Source organism: Caenispirillum salinarum AK4, from assembly GCF_000315795.1.
Classification (GTDB): domain Bacteria; phylum Pseudomonadota; class Alphaproteobacteria; order Rhodospirillales; family Rhodospirillaceae; genus Caenispirillum; species Caenispirillum salinarum.
In genome coordinates, this window is the sequence record NZ_ANHY01000008.1 from 167,429 (window position 1) to 187,922 (window position 20,494).

The 20,494-nt window shown below is 59.8% G+C and carries 15 protein-coding genes and 3 pseudogenes; 9 read left to right on the forward strand and 9 right to left on the reverse strand.

Annotation, left to right across the window (positions count from 1 at the left end; translation table 11 throughout):
- The first annotated feature begins 31 nt into the window (after positions 1-31).
- Positions 32-2,557 (forward strand): ABC transporter permease, encoded by a 2,526-nt coding sequence (locus C882_RS10420; RefSeq protein WP_009540560.1) that lies wholly within the window; start codon positions 32-34, stop codon positions 2,555-2,557.
- A 63-nt stretch (positions 2,558-2,620) separates the two neighbouring features.
- Here the strand turns inward: C882_RS10420 and C882_RS25015 are convergent, their stop codons facing one another.
- Positions 2,621-2,797: a hypothetical protein gene (locus C882_RS25015; RefSeq protein WP_009540561.1), complete on the reverse strand. Its 177-nt coding sequence runs from the start codon at positions 2,795-2,797 to the stop codon at positions 2,621-2,623.
- Positions 2,798-3,494: 697 nt separating this feature from the next.
- On the opposite strand from C882_RS25015, the gene C882_RS23935 reads away from it, so the two are divergent.
- The 4 genes from C882_RS23935 (at position 3,495) to C882_RS25800 (ending at position 6,980) form a co-directional block, all read left to right on the forward strand.
- Positions 3,495-4,088 (forward strand): Uma2 family endonuclease, encoded by a 594-nt coding sequence (locus C882_RS23935; RefSeq protein WP_160166783.1) that lies wholly within the window; start codon positions 3,495-3,497, stop codon positions 4,086-4,088.
- A 402-nt stretch (positions 4,089-4,490) separates the two neighbouring features.
- Positions 4,491-5,105, forward strand: coding sequence for a hypothetical protein (locus C882_RS24605; protein WP_152415278.1), 615 nt, complete (start codon positions 4,491-4,493; stop codon positions 5,103-5,105).
- Positions 5,106-5,370: 265 nt separating this feature from the next.
- Positions 5,371-5,691, forward strand: a complete 321-nt coding sequence (locus C882_RS23940; protein ID WP_083875777.1) for a plasmid mobilization protein — start codon at positions 5,371-5,373, stop codon at positions 5,689-5,691.
- On the forward strand, positions 5,688-6,980 hold the full coding sequence (locus tag C882_RS25800; RefSeq protein ID WP_083875778.1) for a relaxase/mobilization nuclease domain-containing protein: 1,293 nt from the start codon (positions 5,688-5,690) through the stop codon (positions 6,978-6,980). Before C882_RS23940 ends, C882_RS25800 begins: the two co-directional genes overlap by 4 nt.
- Positions 6,981-7,135: 155 nt before the next feature.
- On the opposite strand, the gene C882_RS24610 is transcribed toward C882_RS25800, so the two are convergent.
- The 3 genes and pseudogenes from C882_RS24610 to C882_RS23950 all read right to left on the reverse strand — a co-directional run bounded on the left by C882_RS24610 (position 7,136) and on the right by C882_RS23950 (position 11,369).
- Positions 7,136-8,440, reverse strand: a complete 1,305-nt coding sequence (locus tag C882_RS24610) for a hypothetical protein (protein ID WP_152415279.1) — start codon at positions 8,438-8,440, stop codon at positions 7,136-7,138.
- Between the two features lie 803 nt (positions 8,441-9,243).
- Positions 9,244-10,151: pseudogene (locus tag C882_RS25435) on the reverse strand (IS3 family transposase); the annotation flags it as partial.
- A gap of 78 nt (positions 10,152-10,229) precedes the next feature.
- A complete protein-coding gene (locus C882_RS23950; RefSeq protein WP_160166784.1) occupies positions 10,230-11,369 on the reverse strand; it encodes a S8 family peptidase in 1,140 nt (379 codons plus the stop codon).
- Positions 11,370-11,482: 113 nt separating this feature from the next.
- On the opposite strand from C882_RS23950, the gene C882_RS24625 reads away from it, so the two are divergent.
- The 3 genes from C882_RS24625 (at position 11,483) to C882_RS24630 (ending at position 13,703) form a co-directional block, all read left to right on the forward strand.
- The gene (locus tag C882_RS24625) at positions 11,483-11,773 is read left to right on the forward strand and encodes a hypothetical protein (protein ID WP_152415281.1); all 291 of its coding nucleotides are present in this window, start codon (positions 11,483-11,485) and stop codon (positions 11,771-11,773) included.
- An 85-nt stretch (positions 11,774-11,858) separates the two neighbouring features.
- Positions 11,859-12,776: a radical SAM protein gene (locus C882_RS23955; protein WP_083875780.1), complete on the forward strand. Its 918-nt coding sequence runs from the start codon at positions 11,859-11,861 to the stop codon at positions 12,774-12,776.
- Positions 12,777-12,902: 126 nt separating this feature from the next.
- Positions 12,903-13,703 (forward strand): leucine-rich repeat domain-containing protein, encoded by an 801-nt coding sequence (locus C882_RS24630; RefSeq protein WP_152415283.1) that lies wholly within the window; start codon positions 12,903-12,905, stop codon positions 13,701-13,703.
- Between the two features lie 184 nt (positions 13,704-13,887).
- Here the strand turns inward: C882_RS24630 and C882_RS25670 are convergent, their stop codons facing one another.
- The 5 genes and pseudogenes from C882_RS25670 to C882_RS10455 all read right to left on the reverse strand — a co-directional run bounded on the left by C882_RS25670 (position 13,888) and on the right by C882_RS10455 (position 18,478).
- Positions 13,888-14,346, reverse strand: coding sequence for a transposase (locus C882_RS25670; protein ID WP_407637686.1), 459 nt, complete (start codon positions 14,344-14,346; stop codon positions 13,888-13,890).
- A gap of 77 nt (positions 14,347-14,423) precedes the next feature.
- On the reverse strand, positions 14,424-14,657 hold the full coding sequence (locus C882_RS25675; RefSeq protein ID WP_268870309.1) for a winged helix-turn-helix domain-containing protein: 234 nt from the start codon (positions 14,655-14,657) through the stop codon (positions 14,424-14,426).
- A 58-nt stretch (positions 14,658-14,715) separates the two neighbouring features.
- Positions 14,716-14,898 (reverse strand): annotated as a pseudogene (locus C882_RS25735) (IS630 family transposase); the annotation flags it as partial.
- A 106-nt stretch (positions 14,899-15,004) separates the two neighbouring features.
- Complete coding sequence (locus C882_RS23965; protein WP_009540565.1) at positions 15,005-17,479, reverse strand: S8 family peptidase; 2,475 nt, start codon at positions 17,477-17,479, stop codon at positions 15,005-15,007.
- Between the two features lie 12 nt (positions 17,480-17,491).
- Complete coding sequence (locus C882_RS10455) at positions 17,492-18,478, reverse strand: AAA family ATPase (RefSeq protein ID WP_043644945.1); 987 nt, start codon at positions 18,476-18,478, stop codon at positions 17,492-17,494.
- Positions 18,479-19,643: 1,165 nt separating this feature from the next.
- Here C882_RS10455 and C882_RS10460 point away from each other — a divergent pair.
- Positions 19,644-20,324: pseudogene (locus C882_RS10460) on the forward strand (transposase).
- Positions 20,325-20,494: the final 170 nt, after the last annotated feature.

Below are 20,494 nucleotides of genomic sequence, written 5' to 3' on the forward strand. Positions count from 1 at the left end.
ACGACCCTAATCCACCGGCGGGCGTGCGCGTATGAGGCTGTCCTTCACCGTCTGCAAGCTGGCATGGCGCGACCTGCGCGGCGGCCTCGGCGGCCTGTGGTTCGTGGTGCTGCAGATCGCGCTGGGCGTCGCCATGATGGCGGCCGTGGGGTCGCTGGGCGGCGCGGTGCTCGACAGCCTCACCGCGGTCGGGCGTCAGGCGGCCGGCGGCGACCTGTCCCTGCGCCTGTTCCATGCCCCCGCGATGCCGGATCAACGTCGCCTGCTGGAGGGGCTGGGCACGGTCAGCGAGATCGCGGAGCTGCGCCCGGTGGCGGAAACCGCCGATGGCGGGCGGCGGACGCTGGTGGAACTCAAGGCCGTGGACGATGCCTGGCCGCTCTACGGTAAGGCAGCGGTCACGGGCGCGGCGTCACTCGACCAGGCGCTTGACCGCGATGGCGGCACCTGGGGCGCGGCGGTCGGGCCGGATCTGCTGGAGGCCCTGGACCTTTCGCTCGGGGAGCGTCTGCGGCTGGGCAACCTGGAGGTAACCCTGCGCGCCGTGGTCACGCACGAGCCCGACCGGCTGTTGCGGGCCTTTTCCCTGGGTCCGCGCGTGATCGTCGACAAGGCCGCGCTGGCGGATGCGGGGCTGACCCCGCCCGGCGCGCCCGTCTACTGGTACTACCGGCTGCGGCTGGGCGGTGAAACGGATGCTGGCGCCGCCATCCGCCTGCTGACCGAGCGGCAGCCCGATGCCGGCTGGCGGATCGTCGACGGGCGCCAGGGCGTGCCCGGCGCCGAGCGGACGCTCGACCTCGCGCGCACCCTGTTCCTGCTCATCGCCATGGCGGTCCTGGTGGCAGGAGGCCTGGGGGTTGGCAACGCGGTGCGGGCCCATGTGGAGCGGCGTCTTCCCACGTCGGCGACCCTGAAGGTTCTGGGGGCGCGGCCGCGCCAGGTGTTCGGCATGCTTCTCGCCCAGGTGCTGGGCGCTGCCGTCGTTGCATCGCTGCTGGGATGCGCGGCGGGCGGCGGTGCGGCGGCCTTGGCGCTGCGCCGGGCGCCGGACTGGATCATCCGAACCGCCGCGCCGTGGCAGCCGGAAGCCCTTGCCATGGCGGTGGCGGTGGGCGTGCTGGCAGCGGCGGCCTTCGCCATCCGACCGCTGGCCTGGGCTGCCGGCCATCGTCCGCCGGAGGTATGGCGGAGCGCCCTGGCACCGGCCGCCGGGCGCGGCGGCCGCCGGGCGTGGGCGGCCGCGGTGGCGACCGGGGCTGTGGCGGTGGGCGTGGTGGCCGCCTGGACCGGAATGCCGGTGGCGACGGCGGCCTTCCTTGTCGTGTGCGCGGCGGCGGCGGCCCTTTTCGCGGTGGCGGGGCGCGGGCTGGCGCGGCTGGCCCGGCGCCTGGCGCGGGGGCGGCGCGGAGCGGTGCGGATGGCGCTCATCAACATCGGCCGGCCCGATGCCCCGACGGTGCCGGTAACGGTGGTGCTTGGCCTGTCCCTGGCGCTGGTGACGGCCGTGGGGCTGACGGGACGGGCGGCCCTGCATCACATGGACGCCACGCTGCCCGCCGAGGCGCCGGATGCCGTCGTTCTCTCGGTGCCGCCCGAGGCCGATGCGGCGCTGCAGGCCCGGCTGAAGGACGTGCCGGACGTGCGGCGGGTGGAGACCGCCCCCTTCCTGCACGCCCGGATCAGCCGGCTGAAGGGAGCGCCGGTGGTGGAGACCGACGTGCCGCGCTCCGTCGCCTGGGCGGTGCGGGGTGATAGGGGCCTGAGTTGGCGCCGCCTGCCGCGGTCGGGGACTGAGCTTGCGGCCGGGACGTGGTGGGCCGAGGACCATGCCGGGCCGCTTCTCGCCTCGGTGGATGCGCGGGTGGCGGGCCGGCTGGATCTGGCCGTGGGCGATGCCTTGACGCTTGCCACTCCGTCGGGACCGATGACCGCCACCGTCGCCAACCTGCGCCGCATGGACCTGACGGCCCTCGACCTGGATTTCCCCATCATTCTGTCGCCGCCGGCCGAGCCGCCGCCGCACAGCCGGATCGCCGCCGTGTGGGCGCCGCAGGGCGCGCTCGCGGCGGCGGAGGCCGCTATCGCCGACGTGGCCCCGGACGCACCGGTGCTGCGCATGGCGCCGGTCCTGGAAGCGCTGCGGGGCACAGTGGCGCAGGTGCGGGCGCTGCTGCTCGGGCTGGCCGGTTTTGCGCTGGGGGCGGCGGCGCTGGTGCTGGCGGCGACGGTCCTGGCGAGCGCGCGGGCGCGGCAGCACGATGTCACCATCCTGCGCGCGCTGGGGGTGTCGCAACGGCAGGTGGACCGGGTGCTGGTGCTGGAGTTCGCCATGTTGGGGGCCGCCGTCGGCCTTCTGGCGGTGCCGGTGGGGACGGCTGCCGGCCTGGCCGTGGCCGCCGCTGTCACGACGGCGGGCGATGCCGTCGATGCCGGGCTGCCGCTGGCGGTGGTCGGGTCGACCGTGGTGGTGATGGCGGGGGTCGGCCTGATCCTGGCCCGCCGCCTGCGCCGGGTGCCGCTGGCGGCGGCACTGCGCCGCGTGGCGCAGGAGTAGGAGCCGTTCGGGCGGCCGGGATCGTCCGGGGAGGGCGATGTCTGGCGCGCGCCGGGGCGGCGGTCAGTCGCCGCCTGCGCGCCCCTGATCGTCCTGCTTGACCGTCTCGTCTTTCGGGCGCGTCGGCGTCTTGTTGTCGCAGCCGTCGCCGGTCCAGTCGTCGTGCAGGTACTTCTGCTGCTCGCTGATGCGCTTGACTTCGGCGTCGCTGGGTGGCTCGGGAATGTGCGGGTCGGGCATGATGGCCTCCTGCGGTGGCGATGTCGTCAACCGTATCAAGAGGGTACGCCCGCGGGACGCCATCGGTTGGATGCCCCGAGGCGCTGCCGCCCGTGCGCGGCCCGCCGAAACGACGAAACCCCAAGGTTTCCCTTGGGGTTTCGGTGGTGGGCGTGGCTGGGATTGAACCAGCGACCCCTACGATGTCAATGTCTCGGGGCGATGCGGATAAGGCAACAAAATCAAGAGGAAAGCTGCGAATCAAAACGCCGCGATATCACTACATGCGGCGCAGCCAAGGATAGTTCAGACGGAATATGATGCGTCCGTACCTGCGGGTTTGCCCCGATCTCTGCCGCACTTGCGATCAAAGAACTTTCTGTTGGCTACGCCACATATAATCTGCTGGACGGAAATGGAAGCCGCTTGCGGCCTTGGCGGCAAGCGGCCGGTCCTGCCGGTCAGGCGACACCTGTGGCCTGGCGGGGCGGCAATGGACGGGCCCGGCCGCCATCTACGTTCTAGCGAGGCGGTAGCGGCATGTGGTCTGGTGGGGCGGCAACGGGCGATGCTTGCGGCCGAACCGGCGGCCGCCCCAGAATACGGTCACGCGGCCCCTGTGGTTTGGCCGGGCGGCAACGGGCGATGGTTGCGGCCGAGCCCGCGACGGTCCCAGAATACGGTGATCAGGCGGCCCCTGTGGCTTGGCGGGGCGGCAATGGACGGGACCGATCGCCGTCGGCATCCCGATAATCTCGATTTCGGTGGCGCTATGGACGCAGACGAATTCGCCGCGCGTTATTCTACAGAGAACCATGTCCTGCTAATTGACGGCGCTGTAGTCGGCCGTCCTCCAGTTTCTGACGAGCATGCCATCCTTGTCGCGACGCTCGCTGAACTGACAGGTGCTGCGCTGCGAAACTCGCCTGTCAAGTGCCGCCCCGCTATCGGGACGGGCCTCGTCATCCCTGGCAGTAACCAGGGTCTTGAAAACGACAGCTATCTTTGCCCTGACTTGCAGGTGCAGTGTCTTGGCAGCGGCGGCCAACGTGTCCCTGTGCTCGTTGTCGAGGTGCTTCCGACGGCGGGTATAGATCGCATGATGAGCAGCAAGATACGCGCATACAAGTCGATCGCCTCGATCTCCGATATCGTTGTTCTCAATCCTGACATGATGTCTGCCGTTCATCATCGTCGGCGGAGCGGCATCTGGGCAGTGGCCGTCCTTTTAGGTGGCGGGGCCGCCATTTCTCTTGAAAAGTGGGCAATTAGCATAACGCTACAGCGGATATACGCAGACCTGCATATCTGACCGTCGGCGACAGCGCTCGCTTCAGAGCAGTCGCCTTCAGCATTAAGGCCGCAGTCACCTGCTCCGCGTGCCAGGAGCGGACAGGCGCTTGACGTTACCAGCGGGCAACACGGGGAAGCGCTTGACGCTCACGCAGGACCGTGGAGCCACGACGGCTCTCGGCCATTGCACAGCCGTCAGTGGAATCCTAAATAAGACAGTGCGACGACCGCAGTGCTTCTCCATCGGCGTCGATCCTCAAATCCAATCAATTGAGCCTTCGCTTTCTGGGTTCTTTCCGGAGAGATGAAGTGCGCTTGAACGGAGTGCACTGCGTTGACGTGGAACAAATACACCCTTGAACATATTCCGGGCGCGGTCCGAAATGCTATTACAAGAGCGTTGAGGGAGCCGCCGCTAACGATGAGTGATCGTGTGATTTCTGATGCGAGTGCCATTTACCTGAACTGGAATGGACATGTGCATCACACGGCGTTACTGGCGAGCACCATGCTCGAAGCGACCGTTGCACCTGAAGTCGCTGTGCGAGTTCATAGCGACGTTAGGTGGACCGGAATATGCAATTGCATGGCGCAAATGGACAGGGACGAGAAAGCTGTTATTGCGGCACTCGCCGGCGTGACGCGGGATGAGGCGGAGTATCCATATCAAGGTAACTTCAATCGCCATCTCCGGGCCCTGATCAATAGGCCGACGGTGGCTCCTTTTTTCGAGATTTCTGAACAAGACGACGGAACACACTATAGCGTCAGACCCGCGGGGTTTGACCGGCCGGGCGGGCTTGAGTCGCTTACCATCATTAGAAACAGGCGCGAGCTTCGCCAGGCTCCTCTCCCCTCCCGCGTTGTGATCGCTCTCTTAACCGCGGCCTACGGCAACGCCGATCTCGCACGCGAGGCGTTTAAGGGGCCTGGGCTAGCTCTGAAAGCTGGAGACGCCGCAGTGGCGTTGAATGAGCTTCCGGCCGATTTCCGAAATGATGCATTGCTACTGGCGGCTACTTTCTGTGGCTGGTGAGTATAGGTTCCCGGAGGCTACATGCTCTCTAGCCTCCGGGGCCATTTTTGTTTTCGGCGTGGCGATTAGCCTTGGGGACTAACTTATACACATAAAGGTCCGCAACGAACATGTATTTTAAGTATTTATATTTATCTGGAAACTGCATTATGATTATTAAGTGTTTTTCGGGCGAGGAGCAAGCCATGCCTTTGTAGCCACAGTTGTGGCTACAAAGGCTGCATCTGGGGCTCCGCCCCAGACCCGGTTCCGTTGTGGGGGTACTATGAAAAAGCGCGAGCATATTATTCGATTAAGAACAAGTTCTGAAGAGCTTAACGAAATGCGTCTTCGCGCCGATGCCGCGGGATTATCTCTCTCTGACTATCTCCGAAAGCGTGGGCTGACTTGGCATATTCCGGCAAATGCACGAGCGCTTTCTGGCATTGCGGCAGACCTTGGGCGCATTGGCAACAATTTAAACCAGATCGCCAGGGCCGCGAACCGCGGCGATTTGGACAACCTCCAGGCGGATCATAGAAAAGCTTTGATGATACTCGAGCGCCGAATGCGAGATCTCCGCGCTTTGCTCGTGAATTCATCATGATCAGCAAAGGTGTGCGCGGATCCAGTTTCGCGGGAGTCCTCCGCTATGTTGCCGATCAAAAAGATGCGGAGGTTGTCGGTGAATGGAATCTTGGGACCGAAAATCCGCATCACGCCGCAGCGTTGATGAAACTGACCGCTAATGCATCGCGATGTGAAAGGCCTGTCTATCATGTGTCTATGCGGCCAGATCCTCGCGATCGAGCACTAAGCAACGAAGAGTGGCTTCAAATCTGCGGAATGATGATGAAAAGCCTCGGACTTGAACACCATCAATGCTTCGCAGTGCTCCATGGCGCAGGGTCACAGCGGCATGCGCATGCTATCTTCAATCGTGTCAATGGTGGAAAGGCGGCGCCGCTGCGGCATGATTACGCGCAGCGAGAGCGTACAATGCGACAGATCGAGCACGTCTTCAGACTGCGGCCAGTGGAAGGGCGCTTTTACGACGCCGTCGGTCGTGACCGCAGGCCCGCGGAACGCACGGCTCGAGTTCAGGGACTAGAACCACCGGAACGTCCGCGCCACTCGAAAACTACCGGGGAAGTCAGATGTGAACGGCGCGCGGGTAGGAGTTCCAGAGCTCATCGGATCGTAAGTACGGTAGCAAAAGCAAGCGCGGGAGGTGCGTTCATCAGCGCTATTGCGGAAGAAGACTTGGTTCTTTGCCGAGGGCAAAAGAGCGGGTTTGTTGTGTTCGACACTCGGTCTGGTCGAAGCGTCTCTCTGTCGAGGATTCTGTCCCGCGACGCTCGGGACCAGGTGCTTCCGGGCATTGATCGGAACGCGCTCCCGGCCGCTCGACGGGCGGCTTTTTGGCTTGCGAGTCACCGGTCATCGCAGGAGCGAGTAGAGCAACCTGTCCGCAATCTGGAAGCGGAATTGGCCCGGAGAAGCGTGAAACGCGCTTCGGTCGAGCAGCACCAGGCGCATAGTCAAAACATCGTCTCAGAAGCCACGCAATGGGCATCAGCGGCCCAGTCGGGGGCGCCGCTCGTGGCTGCTTCAGAACGTCGGCATCTAAGAACCGCTCGAACTGCCGTTACGCTGCGGGCAAATCTTCCGGTCGTCGCCAATGGGTATCTAGCGAGGTTGCACGAGCAAATGGCCACCTTGCTCGCAGAATATGCTACCGAGCGGTCGTTCACGCTGCGGATTAGCTTATTGACGAGAATCGAGGAAAAGGAACGCCAGATTGCTCTTGAAAGGGAGCGAGTGGGGCAGAGCAGTTCAGCCGGCGCAGATTCGAGGGATACCAGCAGAGCTGGCTTTCGTGCGAGAACCCGGTGATCGGCCTCCTCGCCCCTCCGGGGCTGCGGGCGGCCCGAGCGCCGCGAATGCCGACGCTGTTGCGTCGGCGGCGCAAGCGCCGGTTTTGGGGGGTAAAAAGGGGGTGGGGCCAAAGGCCCCTGGCTTTGCCATCATATACCACCACGGACCGTGTCTCACTTCGACGGCTTGCCCCTGCGATACCATGTCGATCGCGAAATTCCCAATGCTTCCCAAGGTCTTTCCGCGCTCGCTGAGCCGGCTCGAACGGTTTCAAGATACGATGCCCGGTCAAGCTGACCGTTACGTCGACGCCGTTCCGCTTCAGCGACCCCCTTCAGCTCGCGCCGCCGGTCTCGGTCTATAAGTGCGCGAAGCCCCGCTTGGCGCATCTCATCGCCAGTGATGTTGAGCATAAAAATGATCGTCGCAGCGGAATAGCGGTAGCGTGGATCGATCTTCTGGCCTTCCCACTGTCCTGTCTCGCCTCGTCCTGCGGCTGCTGTTCGCCTCAACACAGCCGACACATGCTGATCGATCTCATGCGACGTCCAGCCCGAGCCGGCCTCGCTCGCAAGGCCTTGGCACTCGCGGCGCAGCATGCTTTGGGGGACGACAAACGACATTGCGAGGCAGGCCAGGAATAGCCAGTCGTTCCGGTGTCCCGGCGGTAATCCGTTGGGCCACCGATGTTGACGAAGGCGGCGGAGGTCTGCGAGAACTGCTTCCCACCAGGTGGTTATGCTCAAAGATTTCTTGGATTTATTGGACAGCTTCCTATCTGTGCGGCGGTTCGTTTTTCTTTTTTTGCGTGAAGAAATCTCTTCTCTCGTAAGGTCAAGAACCTCGAAAGCAAAATCATCAAAAGTGTAGCGGTAGGGCTCCTGATGCTTGGGCCACACAAGCCGAACCGTTTTTCCAGATTTGCCGTTGATGGTTCCGGCAAGTCTAAAAACCCGCGCTGCGTCGAGAGCCCGGCGATCCGCGCCATGAGTTGTCAGAACTGTCGCTAATTTCCGTTGTACCGCGGTCCACCTTTCTAGGGCGGATGCCGGCAAGGGCTCGATGAGCCAGGTGCATAGCAGCCCGCGGCCGGTGAACAGAATATACGACGGCTGGGGTACGCCCTCATCATCTAAACAGAGAAGTACGTACTGGGCAACAGCTTCCGGGGTTGAGTGGGCAAGGGAGGGGACATTGTAATAATCAAGGTCCACATAGCAGGCTTTCAGCGAGGCAATATTTACGACCCTCCTCCACCTATAAAATGCGTTCTGACTCATGAAGATGTCGTGCCGTCCTGCAAGGTTTTCAGCTTCATGATGCAGATCGGCAATCGCCATTAATTTTTCAGACCAGTGATGACCGCCGGTTATTACGGCGGCGCCGCCACGCCCCCCGGCAGGATGAAGTAGTGAGGTATGTTGAGCTGCTCCAATTGAGGACTGATCCGGGCCGTTTAGCTTTCGTGTGATGAACATATAAACTGACTCCGCAAGATATTGAGCCGCAATTGACGGCATCCGCATGGCGTCTGCGGATATCTTCGGAAGTAGTCTTTTTGCTATGTGCGACCAGTGTGCGCGTGTGGGCGTGCCTGAACGTCGCGAAACGAACAGCAGGGCGTCAGTCTGTGCGTTCAGAGGCAGCTTGCTATTCCGGTGGCAGCCTTGTGGCCGGTCTGCCGCGTGGTGGCGCGGCGACAGACCGGCTGTTGCTCAACGGAGCTGCTTTCATGAAACGTAAGATGTGCACTACTTCTGTAAAAACGATCGATTTGCCCCTCGAGTCAGTCACCGGTGTCGCATGGCGTCCGCTTAACGGCGTCGATTTGCAGATTGTGGCGCGCCGAACGGTGTGGACATTTAGCGCCACTCCTTCCAGCCAACTTCCGCCGCCAGTTGCAGAAGCAATCGGCAATATCGTGGCTGGCACTGTTGCAGAGCGGCGCGGCGTCCGACATCCGCGATATTGGGATCTGTTGATTCCTACTACAGCTCCGGAGGATCCAGATGACTTTCCAGTCGACCCGCTCGGCGTAGCTGTTTGGCCTTGGCGGGAGCAACTAAAATCGGCCGGTTGGGACGCGGTCGTGGCGGAAGCTCCGACGCCCTTTGGTCCTGCGATGATAATTGGGTTTCAGCCTTTTTCCCCCCCGAGCTGCTAAATGACTTTCCTGATCCTGGGCTGGAGGCAGAGGATTCTGACGTAGCCTTTCAAACCAGCATGTTCCAAGAGTTGCAGCAGGCGACGATGATGGCTGTCTGGTGGGGCCAGACCTGGAGGCGTTGTCCATCGGCTTGCCCGGCCTGCTGAAGTCCAGCGTGATGCCGTTGCTCCAGGCCCACAGGTCGAGATCCTTCGACACGAACTCGGGGCCGTTATCGACCCAGATCTCCTTGGGCACGCCTCAAACGGCCGTGACGCGCTCCAGCGTCTCGACGTCGTCGGCCACGGTAGGTGTGGCGCACGTCGAGCGCCGGGCACAGTCGGCTGTAGGCATCGACGATCGTCAGGAGGCGGATGCGGCGGCCGTCGAACAACTGGTCGGCCATGAAGTCCATCGCCCACACCTGGTTGGGCGCGGTCGCCACCGGGCGCGTCTCACGCTGCTTTGCGGCGACCTTGCGCTTCGGCGCCCTGGCCCGCAGTTGCAGCCCTTCCAGCCTGTACAGACGATGGACACGCTTGAGGTTCACACCCCAGCCCTCCCGTTACAGCAGGATGTGGATGCGCCGGTAGCCTTAAGCCGCACGCGGGTTTCCGCGATCTCGCGGATGCGTTTGCGGAGGTCAGCCTGCGCGCCGCGGATGGAGCGGTAGTGATAGCTCGACCGCTCAGCCTTGAGGACCGCGCAGGCACGGCGGATGGTGACCCGCCAGGTCTGACGCACATGGTCCACCAGCTCCCGTCGGCGCGCAGGCCTTAGAGCTTTCGCTTGATGACGTCTTGGAGCATCTCCTTGTCGAGCGCCAGGTCGGCGACGATGCGCTTGAGGCGGCCGTCCTCCTCCTCAAGCTGGCGCAGCCGCTTCATCTCCGACGGCATCAGGCCGCCGTACTTCTTGCGCCAGCGGTAGTAGGTCTGCACCGAGATCCCGGCCTTGCGGCAGACCTCCTCAACCGCCGTGCCCTCCTCGGCCTGGCGCAGGATGAACGCGATTTGCGCCTCGCTGAAGTTCGACCTCTCCATCGTCGTCTCCCGGTTGCTCGTCGTCCACGGTAACCGAGAATTTTCTCACCTCAAGTGGTCCAGGAAACCGGGAGGAGGTCATTTGGTTTGGAGCCTGTTGACCAGTTTTCCCGGAGAAAAGATGCCTGCGCCATACCTGATATCTGGCCCGACCTTTCCGGCGTCCTCGAACCCACCTCCAATTAGCGAAAGAATCTCTTGGGCCTCTACATTCGGAAACGCGCTCCAGAGGCAGGCTGCAAGGCCGGCTGCATGTGGTGCGGCAAACGATGTCCCGCTCTCTATTCTATACTTGCGATCGGGAGAAGGGCCTACAACTGCTGCTCCCGGAAAAACGCAGTCTGGCGCGACATAAGATCCCATTCCTGCATAGACGGAGCTTTCCGACCAGCCAATGACGTCGCCTCCACTTCGGTGCCAAACAGTACCGCTTTGATCGTGCGCGCCCACGCCCACAACTAGACTCTCGGGATAATTTGCCGGCGAGATCGTTGGGAAGTCACCTCCAAACGAATTGCCGATCCCCGCGAATACAATGCAGCCCTCTTCCACCAGCGCCCGAATAGCATCGCTCCACTCGTCATGTAGCCCCGGCCAGCCCACTGAAAGGGAGACGATCTTGCACTTTTCCTCATAGAACCATTCGAGTGCCGATTGAATGCTGAATACGGACCCGTTCCATCCATCAAGAGCTTTGGCTATGTACATGTCCGCGTCAGGCGCTATCCCTCGAGCCATTCCGTCAGGCTCACTTCCGCACAACACGGAGAGACAAAAGGTTCCGTGCCAGCCGCTGTCGTATGGGGTGGTATTTCGTCGTTCACCGGTCTGACGGTCGATATCGACGAAAGCGGCAACCCGGGCTTTACTCAGAGCGGGGTGTGAAACATCGGCTCCGCTATCAGCGATGCCAACGCGGATGCCGCTACCACGCCCTGCCGCCCGCCATATGCTTTCCACGTCTAACCACTCGGCTCCCCAGTTCGCCTGCTTTTTCACTTCACCAACAGCGGAGATGTCGGGGACATAAGGAAACGTAAAATTTCGGTTTCCCCAAACCCTCTCGATCTCCACTCCCGGGGTGCCTGAGATTCGCGCCAACTCACCGTCATCCTGAATCCTCAGGGTCTGATGGCCGCCCGTTGTTCGGGGCCGGAAGGAGACAAGTGAGAAAGGAGAAAAAGTTGTTCTTCTAATCCTTACAAGAACCCCAGCCATTTCTTTCCTCCTAAACCAGAATAGCATTGGGTTGTCGTTGACAGTGCCTTCCTCTGCCTTCAACGTTACAAGGTAACCGACAACCTCATCAAGATATCTCGGAGGATTTTGCTATGGCGATCGTAGTTAATCCACAAGACATGTACCTGTCTCCTGAGGGGAAGGTCAAGATTAGCGATCATAATTTATCTAACGGTCTTTTCAAAAACCAGAAAGAGACAATGGAGGCTATTAAAAAATTTGCTTCCTCTGCGGACATGAGCGATATTTCTTTTGATGAAGATGGATCCGTATTGATAAACAACAAGGAGATGGCAGAAAAAGTTAAAGATGCGATCAATAATCCGGTAAGTGGTGTGGCGGCCGGGCAGAGCATCTGTGGGGCCGGTTGTGCTGGACTTTGATAACAGGGACGGATTCGTCCCGCGCGGCAATCCTGACCGTCTCAGGGCTGCCGCGCTGACATCTCGCCGTCTTCATCTTGTTCTTATGGCTACGGAAAGCTGCAACCTGCGGTGCGCGTACTGTTATGAGACATTTGCGCGTGGCCGAATGTCTCGGGACGTTGCAGATGGCGTGGTCAATCTCATTCAGAACCGGGCGGAGGGACTTGATCTGTTGGAGGTCGGCTGGTTCGGTGGCGAACCACTTGCGGCAAGTGATATTGTTATGGATATTTCTGATCGCTTGAAAGTGATTGCACAAGACAATGACTTCAAGGTCATCGGGAATATGTCAACAAATGGATATTTCTTGAACCCAAACATCGTAATGAAACTTGTTAATGCGGGTACGGATTTTTTTCAAGTTTCTCTGGACGGTACAAAGGATCAGCATGATAAGACGCGGAAAATGGCTAATGGGCGGGGCACTTTTTTAAGAGTTTGGAACAACCTTGTATCTTTGCAAGAAACCGATCTTGAGTTTGTCATCGTGCTCCGAATGCATCTTCATCCGAGCAATATAGACGACATTATTGATCTTCATAGTGCGGTGGAAGAGCAATTTGGCTCTGACCCACGGTTCCGGTTTCATTACGTACCAATAGAGAATTATGGAATTGAGGCAAGCAAAGATTTTTCAGTGCTCTCTGTGTCTCGCGCATCTGAAGTAATTGAGCGCCTCAGAGCTGGGCACTGGAATCAAAAACAAGTGGTGCAGGTCCCTAAAAGCAAGTGCTACGTTTGCTATGCTTCTTACGCTAATTCCTTCGTTGTTCGCTCCGATGGCAGACTTCTCAAATGCACGCTTGCCATCGAGGATGACGCAAGTTCAATTGGTAAATTGTTGCCAAACGGAACGATGGAAATAGATGCCGGACGCGTGAAGCACTGGATCCGTGGTCTTTGGACTATGGACGAAGCAACGCTCGCATGCCCAAAGTCCTCCTCGACGAACGGACCTTAAGCCTCGGTAAAGGGGGCGTCCTGCGCGATTAGGAGATCAACGCGGGGCATAGGCGGAGGGTGTTTTCGGGCCAGAACGCGGTAATTCACGGCGTCAACTGTGAGAACTTGCGTGACGGGGGGGGTCATGACCGGACTACGTCGTGCTTTTACGGATCTTGCTAAAAGCCGCAGCCATGCGATGCAGGCCTACTTGGTAGGTACAGTGGCAGGTATAGTTGTGGGCGCGCTTTTCGTAATTGCAGGGTTCGTTCTTGCTATCCTTGGAATATCTGGCGCCGTCGATTTTATTGTAGAGGCGAATACGATAAAATCGAAGCTAACAAATGCGAGTCCAGGGGTTGTATTTGCCACTCTTGGCGCAATTGTTTTGTGGCGGTATAAGCCGCGATCAACGGATACAGTGGAAGTTGACTCCGAGGGATATAAACAAACTACAACTATGTTAAAAGACGAGCCGTCTGTCGCCTTACCTTCAGGGGAATCGTTAACAATTGGACATCCTGTAATAATCCCAGATGACGGATTGGCTGGTGCAATTTCAGAGGCGCTTTCAAAGCAGCGGAGTAAAATTGGTCATCTAGATCTGCAATCACTTACAGGCTTAGAGGCCAGAGAGCGAGGCATACGTAATTTAGATGGATTAGAGGGATGCGCAAATCTCGAAATTCTGAACCTGGAATATAATAATATTTCTGACGTGTCAAATTTGGCGTCGCTGAAGAAATTAAGAGTTCTTTCTCTTAACATGAACCCAATAAGTAATACGGGTCCGCTTTCTGGTCTTGCAAATCTGGAAATTCTGTTTCTGGGGAAATGCGGACTTTCCGACGCTAGATCTTTACTAAACCTGAAAATAATCCATGAATTGTCGATTGTGTACAATGAGATTGAGGACCTTAGCCCGCTCATGATGCGGAGTTCCTGAAAAAAGATTTTAAGATTCTAGTTTACGGCAATCCGTTGTCAGAAAATTCAAAGAACGTCGTTGTTCCGGCGCTTGTCAGGAGAGGAGTGAGGGTGTCTTTATGAATCTCGCAGGAACACTTAATACAGGTGTTTTTTGATCAGAACCCATAGGCGCAGCGGCGACGGCCGATGTGCATGATCTTCTACGGTCGATCGGTGAGGTTGGGCCAGGCGTCACAGCAGAGGGCGACGATCTGGTCGGACGCGGAGAAGATCCTGTTGGACAACCAGTTGTCCCGCAGGAATTGCCAGATGTTCTCGACCAGGTTCAACTCCGGCGCCCGGGGCGGGAGCGGCAAGAGGGCGATGTTGCTGGGCACGGCGAGTCTGCTGGTTGTGTCCCATACGACCCGAACCAGGATGAGGGCAGCGTGGGCGCCGGGGCGCACCTGGTTCGATATCTGTTCGAGATGGCGCTGCATTGCGTGGGTATCGCAGCGGGGCAGCACCAGGGCGGCGCCCACGCTGCGTTCGGGGCAGATGGCGCCGAAGATGTAGGCGGACGAGGTGCGCTGATCATGCGGCGCGGAGGGCCGTGTCCCCGCTTGCCCCATTGTCGCGTAGTCCCGTTTTTCTGGCCGCACCGCGCCTCGTCCTGCCACCGCACTTCTACCGTGGTGCCCGCCGGGAGGTGGGCTCGGTTTTTTCCAGGACAGCGGGGAAAGTTTTTTATATTTCTTCAGTTTGGCTTCGTTCTGAGCGCGGTGGGGGGGGGGCGAAGTCTTTTTCGAAGGCGGAAGGCCCGGATTTCACGGTCGACCGTCGTCTCGTCCACGGAAACGCCGAACTCATCGAACAGCCACTGCGCAAAGGCCTTGAGCCGCCAACGGACGACACCGTATACGGCCGGGATGGGCCCGTGCTCCACCATCCCCTTCAGGGCCCGACGCTGTGCCGCATCGAGCTTCGGCATCCCCTCGCCGCCTTCCGGTCAACCAGCCCTTGCGGCCGCCCGTGTTGAATCGCAGAACCCAGTCTCGCACGATCTGAAGGCCGACCCCGCCGGCCCTCGCTGCCATGCTTCGACTGCCGCCGTCATAGATCAAGGCCTGCGCCAGCAACCGGCGTGTCTGGTTCTCATCGCCCGATGCCCTCGCAAGGTGCCGCAGCGTCGAACCGTCAAAGTCGCTGCGCAAAGGGACCGGAGCCGCCATGACAAGCCTCCCATTGGATTGCCATGGGAATCGCACCAAGCCCCATCTATTTCCTCATGAGGCAGTCTTAGCGCCGTCTGGCATAACGTGAGGGAGTAATATTAGATTAAATTGATACCTCTGTGGCTATAGACGTTAAAATCGGCGTGTAAATGTCTACCTCCAAATCTTTGGCGTCTATAGTGACTATTAAAGAGAACCTCGTGGTCTTGCGCCAGCGCTCAAGTCTCTTGCGTTCCTTCCACCACCCTCCAACAGGGTGCACTGCTAGAACACCAGAACGTGCCAGATCATTCGCATAGCCCGTCCAGATGTCTGAGTGCAACGAGCCGACATGTCTCGCATTGTCACCGATAGCCCATGTGCCTGCTTCGCCAGTTCCTGCGCTAGGCATTCCGAACTCCTCCTCCGCAGCCGCATTTATCCGGGCGCAAAATTCCTCAACGGTTTCGTTTGGCCTCTTGAGCTTGAAGCGCAAGCCATGGGAGGCGTATCGAAGCTTCCGCCCACGAGCAACTTCCGACGGATTTGGCTCAATGAAGTAGGAAAGCGTGACGCGCATCTGGATCTGCGCTGCCCCTAAGGCTTGGAGTGCGTCCGCAGGCCAAGGCAACTTGAAAAGCTTCATTTCGTTTAGGACTGGAGCTGATGAAGTCCGCGCGGTGGAAGCGCGATATGGCTGTATGGTGTCCTGAAGCACAAGCGTGGCGCAGTTCTTCGCACTATTGAGCGCTCTGTTCAGGTTCGGCACGCCAAATCCATATCGGCTTAGAAGTATTCTGTAGTCACTTTTCGTTGGAGCCGCCGGCAGATGCGCTAGCATGGCGTCTGTCCATGAAGCAGAATTGACGAGAAGAGCGCGGATGGTCTCTGGCCAAAGTTCAGGGTAAGCGTTAGCGATATGGGCAGCAAGGCGCGCTGCCTCAGCCGTTGCCGGGCTCGTGGCGTTCATCGTCGTGAAGAAAGGCGGGAATTCTGAACGGCTGCTAAGGACGCTGAGATCGGGAACAGAATATCCTGCACCCCGTCCTACGGCTGCACGGTTGCCGCCTTCCAAGACTACGTCTGGCTTGACCGGCCAAGTCTTGTTCCAAGAAGCGCACCTGCTATCAGGGGACAGGTCGCCTGATGGAGCCACAGGTACATGTCCCGTGAGGTCAGGATCCGTTAAAATCTCTTTTGTTGTGTAAGCGCCAATAGTCAGGACGTTCCATGCCTGCGCTGGCGCTTCGATCTCTGAATCTTCATTCAGTTGGATGTATTGGTGGCCTAGGGGAATGCAGTCCCGCACGTTACCAGCCGAGACGCAAATCAGCCTGCCGGACCCGCCATTTTCTCCGGCGGCCAATTGGTCCAACTCAGACGACCATGCAGTGGGGGCCCCATCATGTGGGGTGTCTTGATCGGTCGTCGAAGCCAAGCAGAATATCCGCTGGACATTCGCTTTCATCGACTCAACCAGTTCTATTGCCGAGCGAGTGACCGCGGCGAGTTGATCGTAAGGATTGACACCTCTTGGGGGGAGAATCTTAACTGATTCGAGTCGGTGTGGCGGCGAAATTGTGGTCGATGCATCCAAGTGCGGCAGAAGATCACCAAAAACTGCCACGCTCGCCATGGGGGTCCCATGACCCAAGGAATCGGTCTCGCCCCAAGATGGGTCGACGGTGTAGCAATCCTCTGCGTCTAGGAACGGCGCGATCAGGGGATGGCCCCGGTTGACGCCAGTGTCAAGGAGGCAGACGCTGGTGGTGCATTTTTCAGGCGGAGGAGCAACGACACGCGAAAGGGCTTCCCGCAGAAAGTCCCCTTGATCCGGCGGATCTAGGTTGTCGAAAAAATCAGCAGTAACTGAAGAACGCCTGACGCGGTCGATGCAAAGCGTTTCCGCCATGAGGCGTGACATCAACTCCGGCGTTGTACTTGTCATTACAACGTCGGCCTCTGGGAAGATCAGGGGAGATGGCCCCGTGACAATGTTGGCTGCTTCGGCTGCTGAGAGGAAGCGGGCAGCGGTGCCTGGCCGAAGCCATACCTCCCACCGTGTCGAGGAACCTTCTTCTGGAAAAGGGGCTGCGGGATCGTCCCAAAGATCCATCAGAACCGCCATGCGAATATCGGCCATGCTCTCGACAAAAGCCCGATTTTTCGGCTTGCCTGTGTCGTAGCTGCCACGCTGTACGTTTTCATTCCGGTAACGTTGGATTGCCACCTCAAGTTTTTTGTGGGAGGCCGCGGGCATAAACACTGTAGCGCGTTCACAATCGGGTGTGGCTCTCGCGCTGAGGAGACGCAGACCGCGCGTTTCTAAGGTTTCGCTCATGAGAGGTTCGTGGGGCCGCCCCGTCACAGCGATGTAGATGCCAGCCTCATCCTGCGGAACATCTGTCCGTAGAGCAGCTTGAGCGACCTCTCCGGAGAGAGCCTCCAACTGCTCTAATAGGTTGTCGGCATGCTGTGTCCGGTTGCCGACCCTCGACGGCTCCCTTTTATTGCCTCCGGTTGACCTGGGTTGAAAGCGGCTCCCATTCTCGGCAGAGACAACGGGAAAAAGGTGCCGAAACTTGTAGTCTGTGGGCATTCCGTTCTCGAATTATCCTAGGCGAAAGGTGGTGTGTCTCGCCCGAAGCGCTGCAAGCAAGTCCGAAGTTTCTGGCGCAACGCGATCTTCAATTACCGCGTCCCGAGCAGCATCCTCGGCCGCCCGAATAATTTCGGCGCTGCTCAGACCGGCGCCAGCCTCAACGACAAGGTCCCACTCTATCGAGTCGAGAGGGAACATTGCCAAGCGCGCTCTGATGGTGTCAATCAAAAGCGTCCCACTTGGAATCTTATACTCCATGATCAGGTGGAAACGGCGAAACAGGGCCTTGTCGAGAAGTTCCGGATGGTTCGTCGTCGCGACAAGAAGGGAATCGTTATGATCCTCATCGAGAAATTGAAGAAATGAGTTCAGTGCCCTCCGCGCCTCACCGACATCGTTTCCCGCGCCACGTTGCGAAGCTAAGGCGTCAAGTTCGTCAAAAAGATAGACACCTTTGGTTTCTGCTATTGCGTCGAATACAAGTCGAAGCTTCGCCGCTGTTTCTCCCATGTACTTTGTGATAACTCCGTGAAGCAGTACGGTGAAAAGCGGTAGCCCTGTCTCTCCGGCCAAAGCCGAGGCCGTCATGGTCTTGCCTGATCCAGGTGGACCAACGAGTAGTAGCTTGTTGCGGGGTGCGAGCCCATGCTCTTGCAACTTCCACCGCTGCCAATGTTCCTTCACAATCCGCCTAAGGCCCGAGTTGGTCTCCGGGTCCAGTATCATGTGAGAGAGGCGCGTTTTTGGGTAAGACGCGGAAACTAGCTGCGCCAGTTCTCCTCGCGGAGCAACGATCGGGACGGTTTTTCCCTTAGCTGCCTTTGTCGAATTTCGACGGCTCGCTTCTTCGGCCAGCGACCGAAGTTGCTCTGCCAGCCGAATATGTCCCTTCCGCTCTTCTGATGCAGCCATTTGCACCGTCAAGGCGACGAAGCGGTCCTCGTCTCCCTGCGCATGGCTCTTGATTAGTCCGAGTAGCTGTTGCGCGCTTGGCATCGTTAGGTCCTCCACGATGCAGTCAATCATAGAACGGGCTAATTGGGAATCGGCTAAGCCCATGCGGCGGGCTGTCGACTATAGGTGGTCCGCCCCGAGAAATGTCCAAGCGGTTAATGCGCCGGACGGCAGGGACGCAGGTCGAGTAGCGGTTTTTGCAGTTTTCGAGGGAAGGCTTGCCAAATCGGGGCAGGCAACAGTGTCAGAGCGGCCAGCGCGAGGTGCAGATTGTGGCCGGCGGCCACAAGGCGGCCGTTGATGGCGTCACCAGCGTGCCCCAGCAGCCGTTTCGATCAAGCCTCCCCTTATTCTTTATGTGGCCAATGTTGGAATTGATGCTCGACCTGCGTTTAAACGCGTGCTTCATGGTCTGCTTCAGGCCTCGCCTCTGTAGTCCTGGCCTCGGTAGCCCTTCTCCACGGACACCAGTTCGGGCGCGACGCCGACAGCGCCGTAGCCTGCGCCACCGTGGCGCGCAGGGCGTTGCCGTCGTAGGGAATTTCTCAAAGGTTTCCGGGGCGATCACCACGCCTTCCCGGCGGGTCGCGGCGACGCCGACCTTGCAGCCGGGCAGAAGAGCGCGCGGAGCAGCAACTCGGAGGCTGTCCGGGCTTTGCCCATAGCAATGCGCCACCCCTGTTGCGCGCAGAGCGTAGAGCTTGTTCTCGAGTCCGGGCACTTGGGCCAGCAGCCGCTCGAGCTCCGGCGATTTTGCGCCTCCGCGTTTCAATAGACGCCCCGAAGAAAGTGCATAGATGCTTCATCTCGCGGCTCGTGCGGCAATACTTCCGGGCATGGGCGTACACAGGGACCTTGAGGGAGGCTTGCTTCGATAGCCGAGTGTAGCTCTGCCGAAGCAGGCCATGCCTCGGTTAGTGGGGTAGGAACGGCGGATCGGGGGCAGGTGGAGGCCGCAAAGCGGCCCGAAGCGGCCCCCGACCCCGACCTCGGTCAAGAAGGTTGGACGGTTATCGTGAGTCTTCGGTAGGTCGAGGTTGCAAGACTTCAAGGACCGATATTACAACGAGCACGGTGACCGAAGACAGGATCATCCTTTAGCAGATCGTCGGGAAGATTTGCGGATGCGGATTTCCTGCGCGACATGATCTCCTTCGCCGCCCCGGCCTCATGGACATCGAGGTGGATAGGCTGTGCGGTGCCGGCCATGGCGAGCGAAACACCGGAGTGCACCAACCACCGCAACGGCTTTCGCCCGCGGACATGGGAGACCAGGGCGGGGAGCGTGGAGTTGCAAATCCCCGGGCTCCGCCGCGGCAGCTACTATTGAAGCCCCGCCGTGCATGGGAGAAGGCTCTCGTCGGGCATGAGCGGGGTCTCCACGCCGCACGTCTCGTGCCTGTGCGAGGCGATCGACGAGTGCGTCGACGCTGTCCTTGCTCCGCCGTTGGAGGCCGACTGGGCCTTCGTCTGGCTCAGCGCCGCCTACATCAAGGGCCGCCGCGGCGGGCGCATTGTCTGCGCGGCGGCCATAGCCGGCGGCAGCGTCAATACCAACTGCCGCCGCGGGGTGCTGGGTCTGTCCGGCGGCCTGTCCAATGCCGAACCCGTCTGGACCGACTTCCTGCGCTTGCTGACCCGGCGCGGACTGTGCGGCGTCCGGCTCATGATCTCCGACGCGCACGAAAGCCTGAAGGCGACGCCACCCCGGCCGCTGCCGCGTCCACTTCATGCGCAACGCCCTGGCCGGTGTGCCGCTCAAGTACCAGGCCATACTGGCGGCACCATTCGCACCGCCTTCGCCCAGGCGACGGAGAAAGAGCCGCGCGAGCAGTGGCGCAAGGTAGCCGACGGCTTGCGCCCCGCTCCCCGGAGGACGTCGCCTTGATGGACGCATGCATGCGGGGTCACGGCGAAGGGGCGACCGATTCGATACGACGACCCTCTGCGTGGCGCCTTTCGCTTCGGACGCAGCGGTCCCCAGGAAGGAGGCAAATTCGCACCGCATCCCCTACCACGATCTTCCAAGAAGCCTATGAGAGGAGTGTGAGGCTGATT